The 19391-nt window shown below is 58.6% G+C and carries 24 protein-coding genes; all 24 read right to left on the bottom strand.

The window, feature by feature from the left end; translation table 11 throughout:
- Positions 1-54 precede the first annotated feature (54 nt).
- Positions 55-522: a recombination regulator RecX gene (recX, locus tag FW800_RS26690; protein WP_005785456.1), complete on the bottom strand. Its 468-nt coding sequence runs from the start codon at positions 520-522 to the stop codon at positions 55-57.
- Positions 523-530: 8 nt separating this feature from the next.
- The gene (recA, locus tag FW800_RS26685; protein WP_005785454.1) at positions 531-1589 is read right to left on the bottom strand and encodes a recombinase RecA; all 1059 of its coding nucleotides are present in this window, start codon (positions 1587-1589) and stop codon (positions 531-533) included.
- 83 nt (positions 1590-1672) lie between these two features.
- A complete protein-coding gene (locus FW800_RS26680) occupies positions 1673-2173 on the bottom strand; it encodes a nicotinamide-nucleotide amidohydrolase family protein (RefSeq protein WP_162524987.1) in 501 nt (166 codons plus the stop codon).
- 81 nt (positions 2174-2254) lie between these two features.
- Entirely contained in the window at positions 2255-2728 is a 474-nt protein-coding gene (locus tag FW800_RS26675) for a lysis system i-spanin subunit Rz (protein WP_228309895.1), read from the bottom strand.
- 35 nt (positions 2729-2763) lie between these two features.
- Positions 2764-3189, bottom strand: coding sequence for a structural protein (locus FW800_RS26670; RefSeq protein WP_228309412.1), 426 nt, complete (start codon positions 3187-3189; stop codon positions 2764-2766).
- 196 nt (positions 3190-3385) lie between these two features.
- Positions 3386-3598, bottom strand: a complete 213-nt coding sequence (locus tag FW800_RS26665) for a hypothetical protein (RefSeq protein WP_228309411.1) — start codon at positions 3596-3598, stop codon at positions 3386-3388.
- On the bottom strand, positions 3595-3942 hold the full coding sequence (locus FW800_RS26660) for a hypothetical protein (RefSeq protein ID WP_228309410.1): 348 nt from the start codon (positions 3940-3942) through the stop codon (positions 3595-3597). The genes FW800_RS26665 and FW800_RS26660 overlap by 4 nt, the downstream gene beginning before the upstream one ends.
- Before the next feature lie 1098 nt (positions 3943-5040).
- Positions 5041-5772, bottom strand: a complete 732-nt coding sequence (locus FW800_RS26655; protein ID WP_446438821.1) for a hypothetical protein — start codon at positions 5770-5772, stop codon at positions 5041-5043.
- Positions 5772-6167, bottom strand: coding sequence for a hypothetical protein (locus FW800_RS26650; RefSeq protein ID WP_446438820.1), 396 nt, complete (start codon positions 6165-6167; stop codon positions 5772-5774). The genes FW800_RS26655 and FW800_RS26650 overlap by 1 nt, the downstream gene beginning before the upstream one ends.
- Positions 6164-10105, bottom strand: a complete 3942-nt coding sequence (locus tag FW800_RS26645) for a phage tail protein (RefSeq protein WP_446438819.1) — start codon at positions 10103-10105, stop codon at positions 6164-6166. The genes FW800_RS26650 and FW800_RS26645 overlap by 4 nt, the downstream gene beginning before the upstream one ends.
- Before the next feature lie 59 nt (positions 10106-10164).
- The gene (locus FW800_RS26640; protein ID WP_228309406.1) at positions 10165-10824 is read right to left on the bottom strand and encodes a tail assembly protein; all 660 of its coding nucleotides are present in this window, start codon (positions 10822-10824) and stop codon (positions 10165-10167) included.
- Positions 10821-11450, bottom strand: a complete 630-nt coding sequence (locus tag FW800_RS26635; protein ID WP_005785432.1) for a tail assembly protein — start codon at positions 11448-11450, stop codon at positions 10821-10823. The genes FW800_RS26640 and FW800_RS26635 overlap by 4 nt, the downstream gene beginning before the upstream one ends.
- A gap of 33 nt (positions 11451-11483) precedes the next feature.
- A complete protein-coding gene (locus FW800_RS26630) occupies positions 11484-12257 on the bottom strand; it encodes a C40 family peptidase (RefSeq protein ID WP_005785430.1) in 774 nt (257 codons plus the stop codon).
- Positions 12258-12259: 2 nt separating this feature from the next.
- On the bottom strand, positions 12260-12943 hold the full coding sequence (locus FW800_RS26625; RefSeq protein ID WP_057021849.1) for a phage minor tail protein L: 684 nt from the start codon (positions 12941-12943) through the stop codon (positions 12260-12262).
- 51 nt (positions 12944-12994) lie between these two features.
- Positions 12995-13333, bottom strand: a complete 339-nt coding sequence (locus FW800_RS26620) for a phage tail protein (protein WP_005785426.1) — start codon at positions 13331-13333, stop codon at positions 12995-12997.
- A gap of 28 nt (positions 13334-13361) precedes the next feature.
- Positions 13362-14570, bottom strand: coding sequence for a phage tail tape measure C-terminal domain-containing protein (locus FW800_RS26615; protein WP_446438818.1), 1209 nt, complete (start codon positions 14568-14570; stop codon positions 13362-13364).
- A gap of 62 nt (positions 14571-14632) precedes the next feature.
- Positions 14633-14887: a hypothetical protein gene (locus FW800_RS26610; RefSeq protein WP_032803291.1), complete on the bottom strand. Its 255-nt coding sequence runs from the start codon at positions 14885-14887 to the stop codon at positions 14633-14635.
- Between the two features lie 29 nt (positions 14888-14916).
- The gene (locus tag FW800_RS26605) at positions 14917-15267 is read right to left on the bottom strand and encodes a phage tail assembly chaperone family protein, TAC (protein ID WP_446438817.1); all 351 of its coding nucleotides are present in this window, start codon (positions 15265-15267) and stop codon (positions 14917-14919) included.
- A gap of 8 nt (positions 15268-15275) precedes the next feature.
- Positions 15276-15767, bottom strand: a complete 492-nt coding sequence (locus FW800_RS26600; RefSeq protein ID WP_032893279.1) for a phage tail tube protein — start codon at positions 15765-15767, stop codon at positions 15276-15278.
- Positions 15768-15858: 91 nt separating this feature from the next.
- A complete protein-coding gene (locus FW800_RS26595; protein ID WP_228391189.1) occupies positions 15859-16056 on the bottom strand; it encodes a hypothetical protein in 198 nt (65 codons plus the stop codon).
- 62 nt (positions 16057-16118) lie between these two features.
- Entirely contained in the window at positions 16119-17129 is a 1011-nt protein-coding gene (locus FW800_RS26590) for a phage late control D family protein (RefSeq protein WP_446438816.1), read from the bottom strand.
- A gap of 9 nt (positions 17130-17138) precedes the next feature.
- Positions 17139-17351: a tail protein X gene (locus FW800_RS26585; protein WP_078820429.1), complete on the bottom strand. Its 213-nt coding sequence runs from the start codon at positions 17349-17351 to the stop codon at positions 17139-17141.
- The gene (locus FW800_RS26580; RefSeq protein ID WP_078820428.1) at positions 17344-17727 is read right to left on the bottom strand and encodes a phage tail protein; all 384 of its coding nucleotides are present in this window, start codon (positions 17725-17727) and stop codon (positions 17344-17346) included. Before FW800_RS26580 ends, FW800_RS26585 begins: the two co-directional genes overlap by 8 nt.
- Positions 17727-19271: a tail tape measure protein gene (locus FW800_RS26575; protein ID WP_446438815.1), complete on the bottom strand. Its 1545-nt coding sequence runs from the start codon at positions 19269-19271 to the stop codon at positions 17727-17729. The genes FW800_RS26580 and FW800_RS26575 overlap by 1 nt, the downstream gene beginning before the upstream one ends.
- Between the last annotated feature and the right edge of the window lie 120 nt (positions 19272-19391).

The following is a 19391-nucleotide window of genomic DNA, read 5'->3' as shown; positions in this document are numbered from 1 at the left end:
AGGCGAAAAAAAAGGCCCACTATTTTCATAGTGGGCCTTTTCGTTTTGGGGCGTTCAGTCGTCCATATCGCGGCCGCTCAACAAGCGGCTGATCATGTCCATCGAAAACCCGCGATAGCTCAGAAAGCGCCCTTGCTTCGCACGCTCCCTGGCGTCAATCGGAAGGTGCCCCGCAAACTTGCGGCGCCAAGTGTCTTCCAACTGCGACTGCCAGTTGATACCGCACTCACGCAGGGCAAGGTCGATATCGGCACGTTGCAGACCACGCTGGCTCAGCTCTTCACGAATCCGCGCAGGGCCGTAACCGGAGCGCGCTCGGTAGGACACAAAACTTTCAAGGTAACGGGCTTCCGACAACAGCCCTTCTTCTGTCAAACGGTCGAGGGCTGTTTCGATCATCTCAGGCTCTGCGCCGCGCTGACGCAATTTACGCGTCAGCTCGACTCGGCCATGCTCGCGGCGAGCGAGCAGGTCCATTGCAGTGCGCCGAACGGCAACGAGTGTATCCAGTACAACGGTCATCGTTTGCTTCAGATGTCAGTGTCGGCTTCTTCCATCTCGTCAACCGGCTCGCGGTTAGCGGCAGCTTTCACGTCCGGCGCCGGGGTCAGCAGCTTGTCGCGAATCTGCTTCTCAAGCGTGGCAGCGATATCCGGGTTGTCCGCCAGGAACTTGGCCGAGTTGGCCTTGCCCTGACCGATCTTGCTGCCGTTGTAGGCATACCAGGCACCGGACTTTTCGACGAAACCGTGCAGTACACCCAGGTCGATCATCTCGCCGTTCAGGTAGATACCCTTGCCGTAGAGAATCTGGAACTCAGCCTGACGGAATGGCGGGGCCACTTTGTTCTTCACAACCTTGACGCGAGTTTCGCTACCGACAACCTCGTCACCTTCCTTCACCGCGCCAGTACGGCGGATATCCAGACGGACCGAAGCGTAGAACTTCAGCGCGTTACCACCGGTGGTGGTTTCCGGGCTGCCGAACATCACGCCGATCTTCATGCGGATCTGGTTGATGAAGATCACCAGGCAGTTGGCGTTTTTGATGTTACCGGTGATTTTACGCAGCGCCTGGGACATCAGGCGGGCTTGCAGGCCCACGTGCATGTCACCCATTTCGCCTTCGATTTCAGCCTTGGGTACCAGGGCAGCCACGGAGTCGACCACGATCACGTCGATGGCGTTGGAGCGCACCAGCATGTCGGTGATTTCCAGGGCTTGCTCGCCGGTGTCCGGCTGGGAAACCAGCAGGTCATCGACGTTGACGCCCAGCTTGCCGGCGTACTCAGGATCCAGGGCGTGCTCGGCGTCGACGAACGCGCAGGTGGCGCCCATCTTTTGCGCCTGGGCAATCACCGACAGGGTCAGGGTGGTCTTACCGGAAGATTCAGGACCGTAGATTTCAACGATACGGCCTTTTGGCAGGCCGCCAATGCCGAGCGCGATGTCCAGACCCAGAGAGCCAGTGGAAATAGCCGGGATCGCCTGACGGTCGTGATCGCCCATACGCATTACGGCACCCTTGCCGAATTGACGTTCGATCTGACCCAGGGCCGCAGCCAAGGCTTTCTTCTTGTTGTCGTCCATTAAAGTCCTCACGTAATCAATAAGGCCTGACGGCCAACACCTGTATAAGTAGACAGTATTGTTCCACAAAGATCGGTGATCGCCTACCCCTGATTCTCGATTTCTGCTGCAGCTCGTCGCAACAAGCCCTCCAGCGCGGCTTTTACCGTTTGTCGGCGGACCTCGTCGCGGTTGCCGGGGAAGTGCGCAAGCTCAGCCGTCACCTCTTCACCCACGGCAAAAGCCAGCCAAACGGTGCCCACCGGCTTGTCCGGCGAGCCGCCATCCGGGCCGGCGACACCGCTGACCGCCACGGCAAACCGCGCCAGGCTTTTTTCCTGCGCGCCGCGAGCCATCGCTTCCACCACTTCCTGGCTGACGGCGCCGACTTTGGCGAACAGTTTTTCTGGCACATTCAACTGCCGGGTCTTCTGTCGGTTGGAATAGGTGACATAGCCCGCCTCGAACCAGGCCGAACTGCCCGGGATCCGCGTGATGGCTTCGGCAATGCCGCCGCCGGTACAGGACTCGGCAGTGGTGACGTGGGCACTGAGCACCTGCAAACGGCGCCCCAGTTCGGCAGCCAGTTGAGTGATTTCCTTCACGGTCGTCTCCAGGAATGGGCGGGGGTTCGCCTACCCTACAGGAGCCTATCGGCCATGCAAGATACAGAGTGCATCAAGAGGCTAACGCGCGACGGCCTGCACATAGGCCTGACAAGCGCGCAAGGCGATCAGGGCGCTGTCGCCGTCGTCGGTGATGCGGATAATTCGCTGAGCATGCGCCGGGTCAAGTCGGGCTCGCGGGGCTGCATGAACCACGCTGCCGGGTGTGGAGGTGGCAGGCACTGCGTAGCCAGTGGCGGCGCTGTCGAGAAGGACTGACAGCCGCACATCAGCAGTGGCCAGGCGATCGCGCAGAGCCGCTTGGTTGCGTTGGGCATTGGTTAATTCCTGGGTGTGTTGCTGGTCGCTGGCGTTGAGCTGTTGCTCAAGGGCCAGGCGCTTTTCCTGTTCCGTTCTCTGCTGACTCAGCGCCGCCTCAATTTGTTGGTTTAGCTTGGCGGCCTGGGATGTTAACTGACGTTCCAGTTGCAAACCGTAGCGCCAGGCCTGGAGTTGCCAAGCAACCGCTGCCGCTCCTGCCATCGACAACACCATCAACACCAGCAAGCCGACCAGTTTCTGCACCCGACTCAAAGCAAAGCCCTTCGCACACCTTCGGCCAGCACTGCATCGGGGTAAACATATCCCGCGTTCTCATGACGAATAATTGCCCTCACGATCCCACGCATCACAAATGGTTTGGTCAGGTCGATCTCGGCTTCAGACGGCGTATCGCTGCTCACCTCTACGGCATGTATATATGCCGCCGTATCGTTCTCAACATTGGGTGCCCAGCGGTCAATAAGCCCCCTCACCGTTCTGAGCCCATATTTGCGCTGGTAAGTGAGCAGTAACTTGCCCATGGCGCGGATACCGTTCTCGGGGGTATCAAATCGTACAAATCGCTTCTCGATAGCCGGGTCAGGTTTGAGCTGGCCTTGCCATCGATTGGCTGGGCTGTAGTCGATATTCCCGGGGTTTCGATTGCGTACCCCGCGAGGTTCTGTGACTGGCATTGTGTTCTCCAGAATCAAGTAGGAGGCGGACTTACGTCCGCCGTCTCTCATACCACCGTACATACGGGTCCGTATAAGTGGCTCAGGTTATGCGGCTGGCGCGCTAGGTAAATCTGAAGCGATGTTGCTCGATGATCGGCGCACTTATCTTCAAGCGAAAAAAAACCGTTCACGGCGGTATCGGTGTACGTTTCGGTCAGGTGTCGGTGACAAGCTCAGCGGTCACGATGTCGAGAGCGTTTTTTCGCTTTGCCTGCACCTCGTCAGGAATTGGTCGCTTGCGCTCATAGTCGGCGATAACCTGCCAATCGGTAGACTGCAAGTATTGAAGTGCAAGAGTCCGCTCTGCGGCACGTTTAATATCTGCAGGTGTGACGATTTTCTTAAGATGATCGAGATTGATACTCATGGCTTGATTAGCTCCGCCTCACTGTTTGTTTGATCTTCCGGCACGGGTACGTTGCCGTCCTTCGTAACCGTGATGTCGGCGGGGCATCTGACAGTCACCGGTGCTCCGTGCTTGAACTGCAGTTCAATACCGATCGTCAGTACATTTCCGAGGCGCCGCGAGTAGTCGCGATAACCAGGCGCATCGATATCGGCATACCAAATTTCGTACCCATCAGGTAATACTGAAAAGTCTGTCTCAACACCATTGAGCGTGACTTTTTCGCCCCTCACCGACAGGGTCGGCGGTACGATTTCAGTATCATCCATCGAAAGCAGCGGAAAAAACTTAAATACGATTTTCATTATTTCCACCATCCGGTTACGCAAACCGCCATATTGTTGAAGCCTTGCGCCATCGGCCCATTTCTCCACGCGACAACGCAGTTGGTTGGTGACGTTATGTGGCCATTCGCCAAACCGTAATGGTCATGTGTGTGAGTGGGGATGACGGAACCGGTTACAACAATGCTTTTTGTCAAGGTGAAGGATGCAGGAAGACTTATTCCAACTGCGTAAACTTCGTTAGCGGCCATTGCCCTGTCACCAAGGTACACGGTGCAAATAAGCCTCCCACCTCTATCGAACTGATACCATCCTTGGCCTACCCCCGATCCGGCAGTGCCCACTTGAAAGGCTGATCCAGATGTATCGGAGGCGACTGAGCCAACCAAGCTATAGGCGTCAGTTGCTTGAGCCCACGGCTGCCATACTCCCGCAACACAACGCCTCTCGAATAGGCTGCCTCCCGACCTAGTACCATCTAGATAGCGGAATGTCTGGCTCCGGTACTGGTCCTGAGCCGCATTCCACATTCTATTAGTCAGAAAACCCTGGTTCGTACCGTCAGTGCCTGGAAACGGGGACCCCACCCAGGTCGAGGTCGTAGTGTATGACCCCTCAACCATCAAGGTGTTAGCGTTAGCATTAGGAAGATCGGTTTTTGCGTTCCATTCGTTGGACGTAATCTGCCTTTCCCAAGCTGTCCAACCGGTTGTGGGGTGTCTCTGCCTGACGGCGTACCCGCGAGACGTAAATTTCATTGCGCGTTGAGTTATATAACCGCCACCATTATCAATGTTCTCCACGAACCAATATTGAACGTCTGGCAGATTTACCCCGTTATTGAACAGGACCAGCTTGGTACCGGTTAGTGTATTCGCGTCAAACCCTTCTGGCATTACTATAGGACTTGCCCCACCCCACCCACTATTATTTGCGAGGCCTGCTGAAACGTAAAGTTCCTGGGTCATAGCGTTGATCTTGACACCGGTACTTCGTGTAGTGTCGCCACCTGCTCCGGTCGGTGCGGCGCCCAGATTGATTTCTTGTCTCGCCATTTAATTAACCTCCAAGCGTTATAAATTTCAAACCTGAACACTCAGGCGCCTATTTCCAGCCAAGCTAAACGTTGTAATACCTATCAACTGGAAACCTACAAACTGGAATACTAAAACAGGTGCCGTTCGTCCCCTGCCCATAAAGATCTCCTAAGTTCTGCAACTGAACCTTCATATTCAGCGCCGGCGCATTATTTAATCGAATTTGCAAAGTAGCGTAGGCTGACTGACCAGCATACCAATTCACTCCCCTATCCATTTGCGACATACATATAAACTCATCAGCGCTTGGCGTAATATCGGATGAGTACGTATCGGTAAAGGTACTTCTGGTTCTTATCCAATTCTTTGTAAACCTACTATATCTAACCACCCTATCCTCTGCCGAAAAAAGAATCGCACCGTTCTCATCTCTCAAAACCATTCCGTACTGCGAGGCCGGAAATGCATCACTATATTTACAAACTACAATTTCCATGTTGTGATTCTGCAAATCGATACCACCAGCCCCTGAAGTAAATCCGACACCAGTCCAATTACCTGCACCACCATACATAATTACAACGTACAGTATGATTGATGAGCTCGTGGCAGATACGGTTCGCAAAAATATCTGTGGGGGCGCCAGAGTCTTAATGGGCTTTATAAAATTATAGATGCCGACACCCTGAGAATCTGAATGTCTTGATTTAATAGCAAACGCCCCCCTTTCTGAAAAAACAAGTATCTTCTTGCTAGAGTTAATTACGGTAGAACCTGAATTATTTACAACCGATAAACCGTAGTCACCTGCCACTACAACCTCCTAAAAACCTCCACCGTGCATTCAACAGTGAACTGTTTCCAAACTTCTCGATATTTCCCGCGCCCGCCACCATCAGGGGTGCCGTAGTTAACATACTGATACAGAGCAATACTAGTTCCACCAAGGTCTCGATAGGTGGGCAAAAAGCCCCAAGCAGGCTGACCTGCCCCTTGCTCATAATTGGCATATTTTGTTGGTGTGATGACTACGATCCCTGTATTCGGATCGTACCCTGGGACATCAATGGTCATATAGTCAGACCTTCTGCCAACACCACCGAGATTTGAAGCTGGCAATACAATGGAGTAGAGCAGCTGTAGCGTAAAGTCATCCATACCAAATGTTTGCACGCCTCTCTCATCAAAAATATTCAAACCATAGCTCATTCGGTTAAATCTCCAAGCTGAACCCTTTTAATATTATTATTGTCCCAAAAACGCATAGAGCGATGCGTCATGGTAGAGCGACCCTGCCCTGGTACGACGCCATTCATTTCGAAGGTGCCGTCGAAGAACAACCTCCAACCTCTCTCTGCCTCCTTATAGTTATTAGATTGAATGTAATTACCGATCTTGGCGTTAGTAATAGTTCCATTTCCAATAAAGGCATCAGCAATAATCGTCTGCCCATCCTGAATAACGAACGGGAATTGATTCTTCTGCCCTACTGCAAACCGATCAGCACTGATGATGAACTGACTCTCCAACCCACCCGGCCCATTCTCCAAACCAAGCCCGATACCGGCATAGGAATACTGTCCCTTACCTGCATCGTATTGCATGCGTACAGACCAGTTGGCCGAGACCTTACCGTCCACAGTCTGAATAGAGGTCGCGTTGGTCTGGATAGCCAACGTATGACCCCCTACCGTGGTTTGGACGGTGTCGATGCGCTGGCCCAGCGCCTGATCGCCATTTGTCCGCGCGTTGGTCTCGTTCTGAACAGCCGCTTTGTTGGCGTCGGTTTGTGCAGTGACGGTATCGATCCTGCTACCGAGAGCGCCATCGGCATTGATACGTGCAATCTGTTCGGATTGAACAGCCGCTTTGTTGGCGTTGGTCTGCGCCATGACCGTATCGATCCTGCTACCCAGTACCCCGTCGGCATTGATACGCGCAGTCTGTTCAGACTGCACAGCAGCAGTGTTCGCGGAACTCTTTACCTCCAGAGCTTCCGTGCGCTGCCCCTGGATCAGGTCGCCCTCGATAATCGCCGACTGAATCGACCAGACGCCGACGTACTGCTGTTCGGAACCCTGCCACCCGGTTTCGTCACCCTGCATAGAAGGGTTTACCTGCAACGAAATGCCATCTACCCGCTCTGCCGTGCTAGTAACCTTGCCATCCAGCGTGGTCACCGTAGCCTTCAAGGTGTTCAACCCATTAGCTGTAGCGCTTACACCTGTGACCGGATCATCAACCGTGACCTTCACAGCATTCAGTTGCTGGGCCTGAGCGTTAATGTCGTTGCCATGCTGAGCAATCGCCGCCGAGTTCTGCTGTATCTGTGTAGCCAGTGCCGCAGTGGTTTGCACAAGCGTGCCGATATCCACCCAATACGTTGTATTGGGTGGTGTATTTCCAGCAGGCACCGACGCAACAGCCTGGTATAGGTGATTGCCCAACCGCACAAACTCACCACTGGTATATGCTTTGGCCGAATCAAACAGCAACGCATCCGTTACCTGATCCACCAGCCCTTCCAGATCCTTGCGCGTCTTGTCCAGGCGCTCGTTGACCGAGCCCACGCCCACACCGTCAATCAGCTCAATGCGATCCAACAGGTGCTTACCCAACTCCGTTTCACCAATCTTCCCTGCGATCAGATCCAGAATCGGCGACGCATCCGAACTCGCTTGCCCGTTGACGCCCGACCCGCTTGGAAACCACGGCCCGATATTGCCCGTGCGATCCACCAACCGTGCCCAGAAAAACAACGATGTCCCCGCCGCCAGCCCCATCATGGTCAAATCGGTCTGCGGATAGGCGTAATCCCCCAACTTGGTTGCCATCGCCAAATCAGCGGTTTTCCCGTACCAGATCTCCGTGCGTTGCAAATCCGCGGTGCTTACACCCTGCGGAATCTGCCATTTGACCTTGATCGCAAACACCAACGACTCCGTCGTCAGCGCTGCCACGGTCGGCGGCAATGTGGTCTTGCCGTTAAGTACAGTCTCTACAGACTCGCTATACAGAGAGCCGATATCCAGCGCGTTGATCGCCCGCACCTTGGCCACATAACGCCCGGCATAAATGCCGGACACCTCGATAGAACTGCCGCCCGTGCGGCCAGCGTAGACCCACTCACCGTCGTTCTTGCGCCAGTAAGCCTCATAGGCAATGGCATTGGCCGCCCGCTGCCATTCGATGGTCATGACATTGACCGCGCTGCCTTGCTCGACGAAATGGTCATTGCTGACCGTTACCCCGGTAGGTGCTGCTTGCACGCTCGGCGGGATCACGGTGATCGGCGGCCTGTCGATTTTGGCGCCGTTGTCGATGGCGGCAAATTTGCTCGGTACGTGCTTGACCGCGCTGAGGCTGTATTTGATTTCGTCATCCGAAAAGTCTTCGGAAATCGACAACACGCGAAACTGTTGCAAAGCCAGGGTCGCGGAGTCGATGGCCCAGATCGATTGGGCCGGCGGCAGTTCATCGAGCTTGGTTTGCAGGGCAACCAACTGCTCGTCCGCACCTGCGGCGCTGACGGATTTGACCGCTCGGGACACCGCCTTGCCGTTGGGCATCACCAGGGTGATGGTGTCTCCGGCAGTGGCGGTGACTTCGGCATCCAGGGTCAGGGTGTCGAGTGTGGCAGCACGCAGGCGCCCGCCAATGCGGCGGCCGGCGCGGTCGTTGTCGGCCACGCGGATGATCTGGCCGGGCCGCGCCAGGGTGCCGTCCAGGCCGACTGCGAAGGTCACGCTTTCGGTTTCCAGGCGGTTGGTCAGCAACGCCCACTTGCCGATGCGCTGGGCTTGCGCCTGGGAGGTACAACCGGTGGCACTGATTTCAGTTTGCTGGATGCCGTAGCGCGCGATGCCTTCGGCGTCGTCGACGTACTGCACCTTCTGGCGATAGAAATCCGTCGGGTCATTCCAACTGACCAGGGCGACGGTGTAGCGGGTCTTTTTCGCCGAGCCGCCGTAGATGAATTGGCCGCCGATGACGTTGGCGTTGGAGTAGGTGTAGACCGGGTCTTCCGGCATGTCCGCCACCGCCATCACCGAACCCGCGCCCCAATAGGCCATGCCCCGGAAGGTGGTCGCCAGGTCTTGCAGCACCTTCAAGGCATCGGCGCGCACCGACAGGTACAGGTTGCAGGTGAAGCGCGGTTCGGTGCCGCCCTTGCCATCGGACACCGGCTGGTCGCAGTACTGCCCGATGCGGTAAAGCTCCCACTTATCCACTTGGCCGGCGTTGAGCAGGTGGCCCAGGCCATAGCGTTGGTGTAACAGCAGGTCGTAGTAGATCCAGGCCGGGTTGTCGGTCCAGGCCGATTTGAATGTGCCGTCCCATACACCGCTGTAGGTGCGGGTTTGCGGGTCGTAGTTACTCGGCACCTTGATGATTCGCCCACGCAGTTCGAAAGAGCGCGAGGGGATCGACTGGAATTGCGCGGCATCGAATTGCAGACCGATCAACGCCGAGCCTGGGTAGCGCAGCTTGGCATCAATCACCTCGGTGGAAGACTCCACGGTGGTGGTATCGGCAATCGCGCCACTGGTGGAGTTCGGTGTGATCCGCCGCACGCGCAGGGCCCAACCCACTTTGGCAGGGGGCAAGTCAACGCGGTGGGAACGTTCGTACTTGGTGGTGGTTTTACCGCTGAACGCGGCGGCCAGCACCTCTGTAAACGCACCGCCGTCGGTAGACAGGTCAATGGCGTACTGCACGGTATAACCGTTGGTGTCGCCATTGCTGGTGTTGGTCTGCGACAGCCGCGTGACCGCCAAGCGTATCCGCACTGCCGACAATTGCAGGTTGGAGTAGGACTTGGTCCAGGGCTGATCGCTGCGCAGCTCGATGGACACCGGGCTTTCGTTTTCCACGGCCGGGAAGCCAGGGATATGTGACTGGTCCTGGCTGCCATTGCGGGTGTCGAGGGTCACGCCACTGAAGTTGAGGCTGCCATCGGCGTTGGCCAGCGGAGTCTCGTCGAGAAACACCGAGCGCTTATCGTTTTTCAAACCGACAATCTCGCCTTCGCTGACGAGATCGAGGATACGGGCATAGGCCGTACTTTGCAGGCTGTCTGGCGCCTCCACGGAGGGACGGGGCTTGGACGCGCCGCCTTTGCTGCCAGCGAGAGTGAGGTCAGTCATGGCTTTCCTTCAGGCGAAATAAAGCCCGCACTTGGCGGGCTGGTTGAAGAGCAGGAACGTTAGAGTTGATCCTGGGTGTAGATCCCGGCGCTGATCACCGAGCTGCCGACGATCAGTTGGCCGTAAAGCAGGCCTACCGGGTTGCCCTGGGCGCTGGTGTTGACCGGTCCGTTGAAGCTGTAGCTGGCGCGGTTGTTGGGGCCATCTTGCGCCGCCAGGCCCTTGGGCACGGGTGACAACATTTGCATTACCCCGCCCATTACCATGGAGGCGCCCATCATGATCAGGCTCGAACCAAACGGTGCGCCGGCACCAAAGGTGCCGCCCGTGATAATTGCGCCAACGACGATCAGCACCGCACCGACAATGGTCTGCAGGGCGCCTGCGCGCTTGCTGCCGATCAGCACTGGCGCCAGGCGGATGTCGTCATTGCCGACAGGGGCACCGAGGCGCTCCTGGGGAATGTTTTGCTTGCCCATGAACACCGAATAGGTCAGCCCGTTGTCTTTGGATTCCATCAGGAAACGTTCAAAGCCAGGCAGGAGAATGCTCAGGGCCCGGATGGCTTCTGAAACGCTACTGACCGCCAATCGATGCACTCTGCCAAAGCGCGCACCCAGCACGCCGTACAAGCGAACCGTGCGCACCTTTTCAGTGGCGGCTTGTTGTATGGCTGGCACGCACGTTGGGGAATCGGGAGTCACCGCAATCTTCCTCATAGTTGGTCCTGTGCATAAATGCCTGCGCTGATTACCGCGCTGCCTACCGTCAACTGACCATAAAGCAGGCCCACCGGGCTGCCTTGAATGCTTGTATTGACCGGCCCATTGAAGCTGTAACTCGCACGGTTTTCCGGACGGTCCATGGTTCCCAGGCCTTTGGCCATGGGTGACATCAACTGCGCGACGCCACCCATGGCCATGGAAATCCCCATGCTCGCGGCGAAGGTCCAACCGGTGGTGGATGAAGCGCCGATCAAGGCAGAGGAACTGCCCGAGGCCAGACCGCCAGAGAAGTACGACGCAGCCACAATCAGCGCCACACCAATAATGGTTTGCATCGACCCTGCGCGCTTGCTGCCCATCAGCACCGGTGCGATACGGATATCCGCAGCGCCTGGAGGTGCCTTGAGGCGATCCTGGCCAATGTTGTCGCGGCCCAGGAAAATCGAATACGTCACGCCCCGGTCTTTGGACTCCATCAAGAAACGCTCGAACCCCGGCACCAGAATGCACAGCGCATGGATCGCTTCCGAAGCATTGCTCACCGCCAGCCGATGCACACGCCCGAAGCTCGCGCCCAGGCTGCCGTAGAGGCGCACCGTCCTGACTTTTTCATGATGCATGGCATCCTCCAGGCGAATGATCCGCCGATGTGGTTAGTGTTTGGCCCGCAGGCCATGTCGCCAATAGCTGACCGTCACCTCGCCCCAATAGCCGCCGTAGGTATCGCGCTTGCTGTCGCGACCATACAGGTGGTGCAGGATGGAACCTGGGGCCGGGTAATGCTCGGGTTCGCTTTGCAGCACGCCGTCGGCCAAGTAGATCGCGGCATGGTTGGGCACTGGCGACCGGATCTGCATCAGCACGATATCGCCCTGTTGCAGTTGGCTGACCTGCACGAAACCGGCGGCCGGCAGGTTGTCCAGGTAGAGGTTGCCGCCCTTGTCCCACCAACCGTCTTCACGCTGATAGTCGCCAAGCTCGATGCCCAGCTCGCGGCGGTAGTAGTCGAGGATGATGCTCAGGCAGTCATGCACGCCGTGGGCGAAGGCACGACCGATCAGGGGCGCCTGGTAGCCGTTTGGCGTGCAACTGGCCCATTCACCGGTACGCACCTGTCCGTCGTCGTCGGTGCGTACCTCAACAATGTGCCAGGGCAACCCGGAGGCTTCGCACGCCACGCGGTCTGCTTCACTGGGTGTCGCCGGACAATCCGGATGGCTGTGCACCACCGCGAGAATCTCGCCGCGCTCTTCGGCGCCAGCGTAGTCCTCGGGTGCCAGGCGAAAGTGTTCGCTGGGTGTGCTCGCCGTATTTCGACACGGCACATACACACGCTTGCGCCCTTCACGAATCAGCAGGCCGCAGCACTCATGGGGATACGCGGCCACGGCGTGCCGGGCAATCGCCGCCAGATTGGTCTTGTTCATGCTCAGCTCCGCAACAGTCCGGCTGCCGGGAATGAGCCGTAGGGAAGTGGGTTGTTCTCGCCGAAACGCAGCTTGCAGCTGGTCAGCCGCCCACCGCATTTATCCTTGGCCGCGTCGGTGACAATCACGTCATTGGCATCCGCCACCGGGCCGCCGTTGTAGCCGCAATAGGGGCCGCGATAACCGCCGCAGCTGAGCCACCAACATACGTTGGCAACGATCTGTCGACGGGGCAGTTGCACGCCGTTGAAGTCCAGCGCGCTGGCCAGTTCGAACTTCACCGTCTCACTGCTTTCGGCAACCTTGCGCTCGACGTACCAGATGTCTGGCGGCAGTTCCTCTTCCGGGTCAGCTTCGGGCTGGCCGTCGAGGTACTTGGCCAAAGTCCGATGGCGGATCAGGCGCGCGCCTACCAGGTCTTCGAAATACAGCACCAGCGCCGTGATGAAACCGCCGACGTTGCCTACGGCCAGTGTCGGCGTCGGTTGGGTGCCCTGCCCCGACATTTCGAAGCCCTCGGCCTGGATCGGCCAGGGTGAATATTCGTGGCCCTGCCAGAAGATCGATGACTCCTGGGGGTAACCGTGAAATCGGTACAACTCGGCACCCAGGGGGGTGGCATCGAGCTCGAAAAGCTCCACCCAGGCCCCGGGCTCCAGGGTCTGGATATCTGCAGTGATGGACATATGATTCTCCGGGCAAAGAAAACCCCGCACTACGGCGGGGTGGAGGCGGCGCTAGGGGTGGAAGGCTTGCTCGAACGTTGCCGTCAGGGAGTAGAGCCCGGCGCCCATGGGCGTTGGCTGGTAACCCTTGCAGCGATACAACGCAGGCGCTGCCAGTGGTGCGGTCCAGTTGAACGCCTTGGCGCCGGCATGGCGATCAAGGAAAGCAACGATCGCTTTGATGCGCGCTTCATCACCCACGAACGTCAGTGGCCAGGACTGGGTCTTGTTGTTGATCCCGTCCGCTGCCGTTTGCTGGTAGCCATCGCCGAATTTGGCCGTCTTAAGACGAAACTCGACGCTGCCGACGGGCTCCACCTTGGGCACCCATGTGAAAGTTTCTGTGCTCATGTTTTCTCCAGGCGTAAGCCGTTGATGATCAGCGGCCGTTGATGGCCGACCAGATTTGCCCGCCCGGCTTGAGGTCACGGGCGATCTGCTCGGCAGCACCCTGGCGGGCGGAACCGGCATAGGCGCGGGCGACGTTCTGGGCGTTGGTGTCGGTGCCTGAGCCCTGGCCGTCGGCAACGTTGATGGTTTGCTGGATCACCACCTGGTTGCTGCTGGTGCTGCCTGATTGACCGCCGCCCAGTGCGCGCACGCCCAGGGAGCCGTCGGAGCCACGGCTCAGAGGCATGATGGCTTCGGGGCCGGCTTCGCCGAAGAGGGCCATGGGGGCCAGGGTTGGGCCTGAGGCGACGGAATTGGTGAACGCACCACCGTTGGCAAACCTGAATGTGCCGGGAGATGAGTAGCTAAAATCCGCCGGTGGCTTAAGCGCGTTGGTATAGCCTCCAGGTCCAACTGCGGTGCTGGCGCCTGCCGCTCCGGCACCTGGCGTAAACAAGCTCTGCAGTGCTGAACTGGCGATGCCGAACAATGAGCTCAACGCACTCGACCCGGCAGTTTTCGCCGCCATCGTCGCCATGTCCCTGAGCACCGACTTGGCGAACTCGGAGAAGTTGAACTTGCCGGTGGTGACAAACGTCGCGACGGCGTCATCCATCTGCTTGAACGCTCCGGTGAACATGGCTTTCGATTGTTCGGCGGCGGTTCCGGCGCTACTCAGGTAATCCTTGAACGCACTTTGAGCGCCTGCGCTCCAATCATCGACCAGCTTGGTCAGCAAGGTGAAATGACCTTGAACCTGCTGTGTCTTGTCATCGTCCAGGAAGGCAAACCCGGACGAGTCATCACTCGCGCCCGGCGCAGGTACATCCCTATACGGCCCACCCACTGGAAACTTCAGCCCCGCCCGCTCGGTGTAACTGGACTGCGCATCCAGCGCGCCAACAAAATCATTCTGCGCACCCTGGCTCTGCTTGAGCACTTGCACCAGTTGCGCATTTTTCTGGATAAATTTTTCCGCCGCATCCGTGGCCGGGTCATAGGCCCTTTGAAAGCCCTTGAACTGGCCGGACGTGACCTGTAGCGCAGCTGCGGCAGAGGCGCTGACCTTTTTACTGGCGTCCTCGATCTTCTGCTGCATCTCGCGCATGCTGTTTTCGGTAATCCGTGACGCCTTCGCCAGGGCCTGCTCCAGGCTGCCGAGGTTGAGCGTCAGATTACCCTGGGAAGCAGTTGCCATAGGTTTCTCCGGGTCATGGATAAAACCCGTCGAAACGGGTTTCAAGGAAAGTGGCGTCGTCCTTAACGCCACTCGTTCATCGCACGTTCAAGCGACACACCCCGGCGCAGCTCGTGGGGCATGAAGTCAATCATCTCGGCCGTGCCGCCGCCCAGCCGGTGGGTCTGCAGCGCCACCAACGCGCTGCCCGCCTCCAGCCGCCTACCGGCGTGCAGGGAGCCATATCGGTCGATATAGCGTCCCCAGGCCAGGGCTTCGTGGTAGGTCATGCGTTCCTTGGCTTCGGCGATCGTGCGGCCGCCCACTCCGTTCAGCACCAGTTCGTGCCAGAACTCATCGGCGGCCGTCAGCTCTTTGCGCCACCACCCTGGGTGCCATTGACCTCATTGACTGCATTGAGGATCACAAACCCCAATGACGGCTCAAGACCGAACGCATCGTCGTAACTCAGGGCTTCATCCCCCTCGGCCCCCAACGACACTGAGGCCGCGAGGTAGCTGGCGTTGCGGCTCTGTGCCGACTCGCCCTGGCTGAACAGACGTTCGATCACACCGAACGACTGGCGACGGATGTGCAATGTGAATGTGTCAGTCACTTGCTTGCCGGTTTTGCTGTCCAGGTGCGTCCAGCTGATGTCTTTCTTCACCGGCTGGGCATCGACGATGCCGCCCTTGGCTTTCAGTTGTTTGAGGTTCATGGCGTCTCTCAGGCTTTCTTGATCCAGGCGCTGGCGCCGGTGCGTTGAATGGTGACGGTGGTGGTCACGACTGCGTTCAGTGCGAAGTTGAATGGGAAGTCCGAGACGTAGCCGTCGAATGTGAACCAGGTGCGGGTTGCCGGCAGCTCAAAGCCATCGCCTTTGGCGTTGACGGTTGGCAGCACGTCCTTGCCGTCGGACCAGCCTACCGCCCACTTCACGCCGGTATCGCCCTTGGCCTCGGAGAGCTGGTGCAGGCGGATATGGCTGGCGTTGGTCGGATCGGCGTTCAGGCCCAGGCTCGCCGTGCCAGGGGTACGCAAACCTTTCTTGTAGCTGCGCTCTTCGGCATTGAGGCTGGTGTCTTCAATCTGTTCGGCCGGGGCACCGCCCGGTTCGAACGAAGTGGCGTGCTCGACTTCCAGCACGGTGTAGGGCCCGGTGCCGGAGACCGGCGGGACGAGGGCAAAAATCTGGGTACCTTGGGTAAGAATCGACATCGAATGTTCTCCATGAACAATAAAAAACCCGCGAAGGCGGGCTGTGGGTGCAACGGCTGTGTTGCTGCGTGCAAGGCAGGTCGAGACGGGATCAGGGGGCCGGTTTGCCATCCAGGTAAGGCGGCGCATTCGGGTCCGGCTCTCGGCTCTTGATCAGGTCGACCAACGCCTGGTTGCTCTGGGCCAACAGTCGAATGGCCGCGTTGAGCGCCACCTGGCCATCGGTCTGGGTTTGCAGGGCGGCGATCAAGCGGTTGATCGCGGCCAATTCTTCGTCGTTCATAGGCATCTTGGTTCCTGTATCGCTTCAGGTCGGTAATGGGGAGCTTCAACGGCGTGCAGTAGTGACGATCAAGACGCCAGTCCACTGGCCATGATCGAGCTGCGATACCCCGTCGCCGGGTCGCCGACGTGGGTCACTTGGGTAATCGACCAGCGCCCCTGCATATACGAAGGCCAGGTTTCATCCAGCACCAGCAAGCCTTCGGCAGCGAGCAACGGGTTACCGGGGCAATCGATCTGCAGCTTCAAACCTTCACGGCCCACCCGGCGCAGTTCGCCTTCGGCCACGGCGCGGGCTTCGGCTTCGTTCTGGCAGCGCTGGCGCAGGGTCTTGAACGGGGCAATCCCGACCTGGACCATGCGCTGCTTGCCAGCTCCGGAATCCCACCAGCTGACGCGGCTGCCCATGTACTTGGAGCGCGATTTTTCGTCGAGCTTGGCGGTGATAAAGGCCTGCTCACCGGGCCGGTTGTCCTCGGTCACCGACAATTTCACTTGCGGTAATAGCTGGCCGGAGAGTGATTTGGCTTGCCCCGCTTCGGCCAGCACATAGAGTTCGTTGAACGGCTTGGTGACCGCGTTGTAGCGTTTGGCCAAGCGGGTGATGAAGGCCATGTCGCTTTCGTTGGACTGGTCGATGTGCGCAATCGCAATGCCGTCCAACGCGGGTGCCACTCGCGGTGAAAAACCATGGCGGCTGACCAGTTGACGAAACAACGCCCCCAAGGTAGTCGGCCCATGGCTGGCGGAGCGGCGCTGGCGATAGCCGCTTTTATCCGCCTCGCTGAAGGGCGCGGCGGTGGCCACGATCATCAGGCGCATCGGAAACAACACTGGGGTGCGTTGGGTGACGACAAACTCGCCTTTTTCCACCAAGCCGGTTTCCTGGTAACCGACACGCAGGCCGATCTTGCCACTGAGGCTGGGCAAGCCCTCCAGCCCTTCTATGTTAAGGGTCAGTTCCAGGCGGTCAGTCTGGATGCCCGCGGCGTCGGTGTGGCTCCAGTGCATCAGGCGTTGATTGAGCAGCGCCGCGTTGGCGCCGTAGAACTCTACGATCGGGGTAAATCCCTGTGCCATGCAACCTCCTCAATCCCAGGCCAGAACGGGCCGTACAGCAGCCGGCCGGGCTTGCATCTCAGGCACGACCACCCATACGCCTGCCGGCAGTACAGGGCCGTATTCAGCCAGTTCAGGGTTCAAGCGCCAGAGGGTTTCTTCCGCCGCGTCATCGCAACGCTTCAGCTCACGGTAGAGCAGCAGGTTGACCGAATCACCGGCAATACTTCGCACTCTACGCATTGACGAACTCCTCCAGCTCAAGGGTCCAGGTCATGACCATGGCAGTGCCGTCATCGATCACATTGCTTTGGGCTTCCACCACCGAATTGATCCGCCACAGGCCCCAGTTACGGCCGATACCGTCGACCAGCGGCAACGGCGCCCGCGCATTTTGCAGAGCGCGCAATTCGTCCAGGCGCTGCATGCCAACGGCGTACATGGCCGTGCCGCTGAAGGTGAGTTTTTCCAGCTTCTGGCCGTTCTGCCGCGACTGGGGTTTGCTGGCAATAATCGCCAGGTCACTCCAGCCGCCGTCGCTGTTGCGGGCCAGTGTGGAATAGGCGAACCCTCGGGATAAGCCAAAAATAAAGTCGCCCAGCACCATTTGTTGTCGCATCAATCACCTCCTGAAGGATCGGCCAGTGCCGCGTTGCGCCGGATGCCCAGGGAATCGGTGACCATCGGCACGCATTGAAATTGCAGGGCCTGGATCACCTGGTTGACGACCTGCTGGGCATCGGCGGGGTTGACGCCGGTGATCTGGATACTCGGTGCAAGCGTGACCTGGACGTTGTCGGTGCGGGCGCTGTTGAGTTCCTTGCTCAGCGCGTTGGGCGCGGGCAGGCGATCACTTGCGCTGAACAGTTTGTCACCGAGCCAACTGCCTGCTTCGCTGCCCAGCAAGCCACCGATGACGCCACCGACTGCGGTGCCAATGCCAGGGAAAACCAGAGTGCCGAGCGCGGCGCCGGCGGATGCTCCCGCCCAGGTGCCGCCAGCGGTGCTAAGGCCAGCACCGACGGCCTTGGCGTCGCCATTGCGTACGCCCTGGATCACATCCACGGCGGTGTCGACGTACTTCAGCGGGCCAAGGCGGCGTACGGCGGACGATTCAAGCTTTGCGAGCGTCCCCGACAGTCCAGGGGCCAAACCCTTGGGCCCACCCTGTGCTGCGACTCGGTCTGCCGAAGCGGCTGCGTAAGAGGTCAATGAGTTGCCGGAAATACTGCGTGTAGTCTCGCTCACCCGTTTGCTGTCGAACGCTAGCTGCGGCTGGCCCATGATATTGACTGGCGGCGCAGCAGGGGCTGGCGTGACAGTAGGCTGCGATTTGAGATCGGTCCGCCCTCTGACCTCTGGGATTTTTACCTCGCGCGATTTTATTTGACGGGCCTTGTTACGCTTGCCGCGCGGCCTCCTGGGATTATCTTGGGGGCGTGCCTTCTCTTCTTTCCTGGCGGTCTCACCGACACTCTCTGGCAACTGTGCGGCAGCGCTATCAAGCGGGCCGCGAATCTGCGCAGGCACTGCTCCGGTGCAGCAACAGTCCTTGCCTTTTTCAGCGCCCTTGCCGTTATCGTCCTTGAGCCACTTGGCACCCTTCGGATACCTGGCAGCCACCGCATCAATCGCCTTGCCTGAAAGACGGTCTTTGGCTTTATCCCACAAACCGGTGAACACTTCCTTGCCGACGAACTTGACGGCATCCGTGGCCAGTTCAACACTTTTTCCCCCCCAGGACGGGGTAGCAGACGCAGGCTTGTCCTGCTTGCTTTCTGCGACTCCCGCGCGGACCTCTGCCGTCTTGGTTGCCAGCGAATTGGCGCTAATGAACAGCGTGCTGGTGAGCGTTTCCAGTGTTTCGCGCAACCGAATTTGCTCTTGGGCCAGAGCGTTGATGTCCACACTGACGGTGATCAGCGCCGAGGTCAGCTCCGGCAGCGGTTGCGGTTGCGGTTGCGGCTGGGGCTGGGGTTGCAGCTGGAGTTGCGGCTGCGGCTGCGGCAACAATAACGGCGACGATTGTGGCACCGATTCAAGGCTGACAGGCGCGGCGAGGTCTGCGGAAAACGGCGCCAGCACATTGCCCATTTCCGCATCGCCAAGCAGCCAACGCTTGTCCTCCTGAACGAGCCTGGTCCCAAATTGAGTCTCTTGCATCCCGCTTACTCCTGTTTAACGCCAAGGCGAGTGATCGCTATGTCGTAGCGGCGCAATGCTTTTCCGGCGTCCCAGTCGAGGATCTCCGCCTCATTGACCGAGTAGATCAGCGGCACCACA

The organism is Pseudomonas sp. 910_23, from assembly GCF_052850795.1.
Note: the sequence above shows the minus strand (reverse complement) of the source record. Positions and strands in the feature narration are given on the sequence as shown.

Excerpts from the sequence above, each read along its gene's own strand:
- FW800_RS26625 (WP_057021849.1), bottom strand. The coding sequence starts at position 12,943 with ATGTCCATCACTGCAGATATCCAGACCCTGGAGCCCGGGGCCTGGGTG.
- recX (WP_005785456.1), bottom strand. The coding sequence starts at position 522 with ATGACCGTTGTACTGGATACACTCGTTGCCGTTCGGCGCACTGCAATG.
- recA (WP_005785454.1), bottom strand. The coding sequence starts at position 1,589 with ATGGACGACAACAAGAAGAAAGCCTTGGCTGCGGCCCTGGGTCAGATC.
- FW800_RS26650 (WP_446438820.1), bottom strand. The coding sequence starts at position 6,167 with ATGAGCTATGGTTTGAATATTTTTGATGAGAGAGGCGTGCAAACATTT.
- FW800_RS26605 (WP_446438817.1), bottom strand. The coding sequence starts at position 15,267 with ATGAACCTCAAACAACTGAAAGCCAAGGGCGGCATCGTCGATGCCCAG.
- FW800_RS26615 (WP_446438818.1), bottom strand. The coding sequence starts at position 14,570 with ATGGCAACTGCTTCCCAGGGTAATCTGACGCTCAACCTCGGCAGCCTG.
- FW800_RS26670 (WP_228309412.1), bottom strand. The coding sequence starts at position 3,189 with ATGCCAGTCACAGAACCTCGCGGGGTACGCAATCGAAACCCCGGGAAT.
- FW800_RS26645 (WP_446438819.1), bottom strand. The coding sequence starts at position 10,105 with ATGACTGACCTCACTCTCGCTGGCAGCAAAGGCGGCGCGTCCAAGCCC.
- FW800_RS26660 (WP_228309410.1), bottom strand. The coding sequence starts at position 3,942 with ATGAAAATCGTATTTAAGTTTTTTCCGCTGCTTTCGATGGATGATACT.
- FW800_RS26635 (WP_005785432.1), bottom strand. The coding sequence starts at position 11,450 with ATGCATCATGAAAAAGTCAGGACGGTGCGCCTCTACGGCAGCCTGGGC.
- FW800_RS26590 (WP_446438816.1), bottom strand. The coding sequence starts at position 17,129 with ATGGCACAGGGATTTACCCCGATCGTAGAGTTCTACGGCGCCAACGCG.
- FW800_RS26600 (WP_032893279.1), bottom strand. The coding sequence starts at position 15,767 with ATGTCGATTCTTACCCAAGGTACCCAGATTTTTGCCCTCGTCCCGCCG.
- FW800_RS26630 (WP_005785430.1), bottom strand. The coding sequence starts at position 12,257 with ATGAACAAGACCAATCTGGCGGCGATTGCCCGGCACGCCGTGGCCGCG.
- FW800_RS26585 (WP_078820429.1), bottom strand. The coding sequence starts at position 17,351 with ATGCGTAGAGTGCGAAGTATTGCCGGTGATTCGGTCAACCTGCTGCTC.
- FW800_RS26665 (WP_228309411.1), bottom strand. The coding sequence starts at position 3,598 with ATGAGTATCAATCTCGATCATCTTAAGAAAATCGTCACACCTGCAGAT.
- FW800_RS26595 (WP_228391189.1), bottom strand. The coding sequence starts at position 16,056 with ATGCCTATGAACGACGAAGAATTGGCCGCGATCAACCGCTTGATCGCC.
- FW800_RS26575 (WP_446438815.1), bottom strand. The coding sequence starts at position 19,271 with ATGCAAGAGACTCAATTTGGGACCAGGCTCGTTCAGGAGGACAAGCGT.
- FW800_RS26580 (WP_078820428.1), bottom strand. The coding sequence starts at position 17,727 with ATGCGACAACAAATGGTGCTGGGCGACTTTATTTTTGGCTTATCCCGA.
- FW800_RS26675 (WP_228309895.1), bottom strand. The coding sequence starts at position 2,728 with ATGGTGTTGTCGATGGCAGGAGCGGCAGCGGTTGCTTGGCAACTCCAG.
- FW800_RS26620 (WP_005785426.1), bottom strand. The coding sequence starts at position 13,333 with ATGAGCACAGAAACTTTCACATGGGTGCCCAAGGTGGAGCCCGTCGGC.
- FW800_RS26640 (WP_228309406.1), bottom strand. The coding sequence starts at position 10,824 with ATGAGGAAGATTGCGGTGACTCCCGATTCCCCAACGTGCGTGCCAGCC.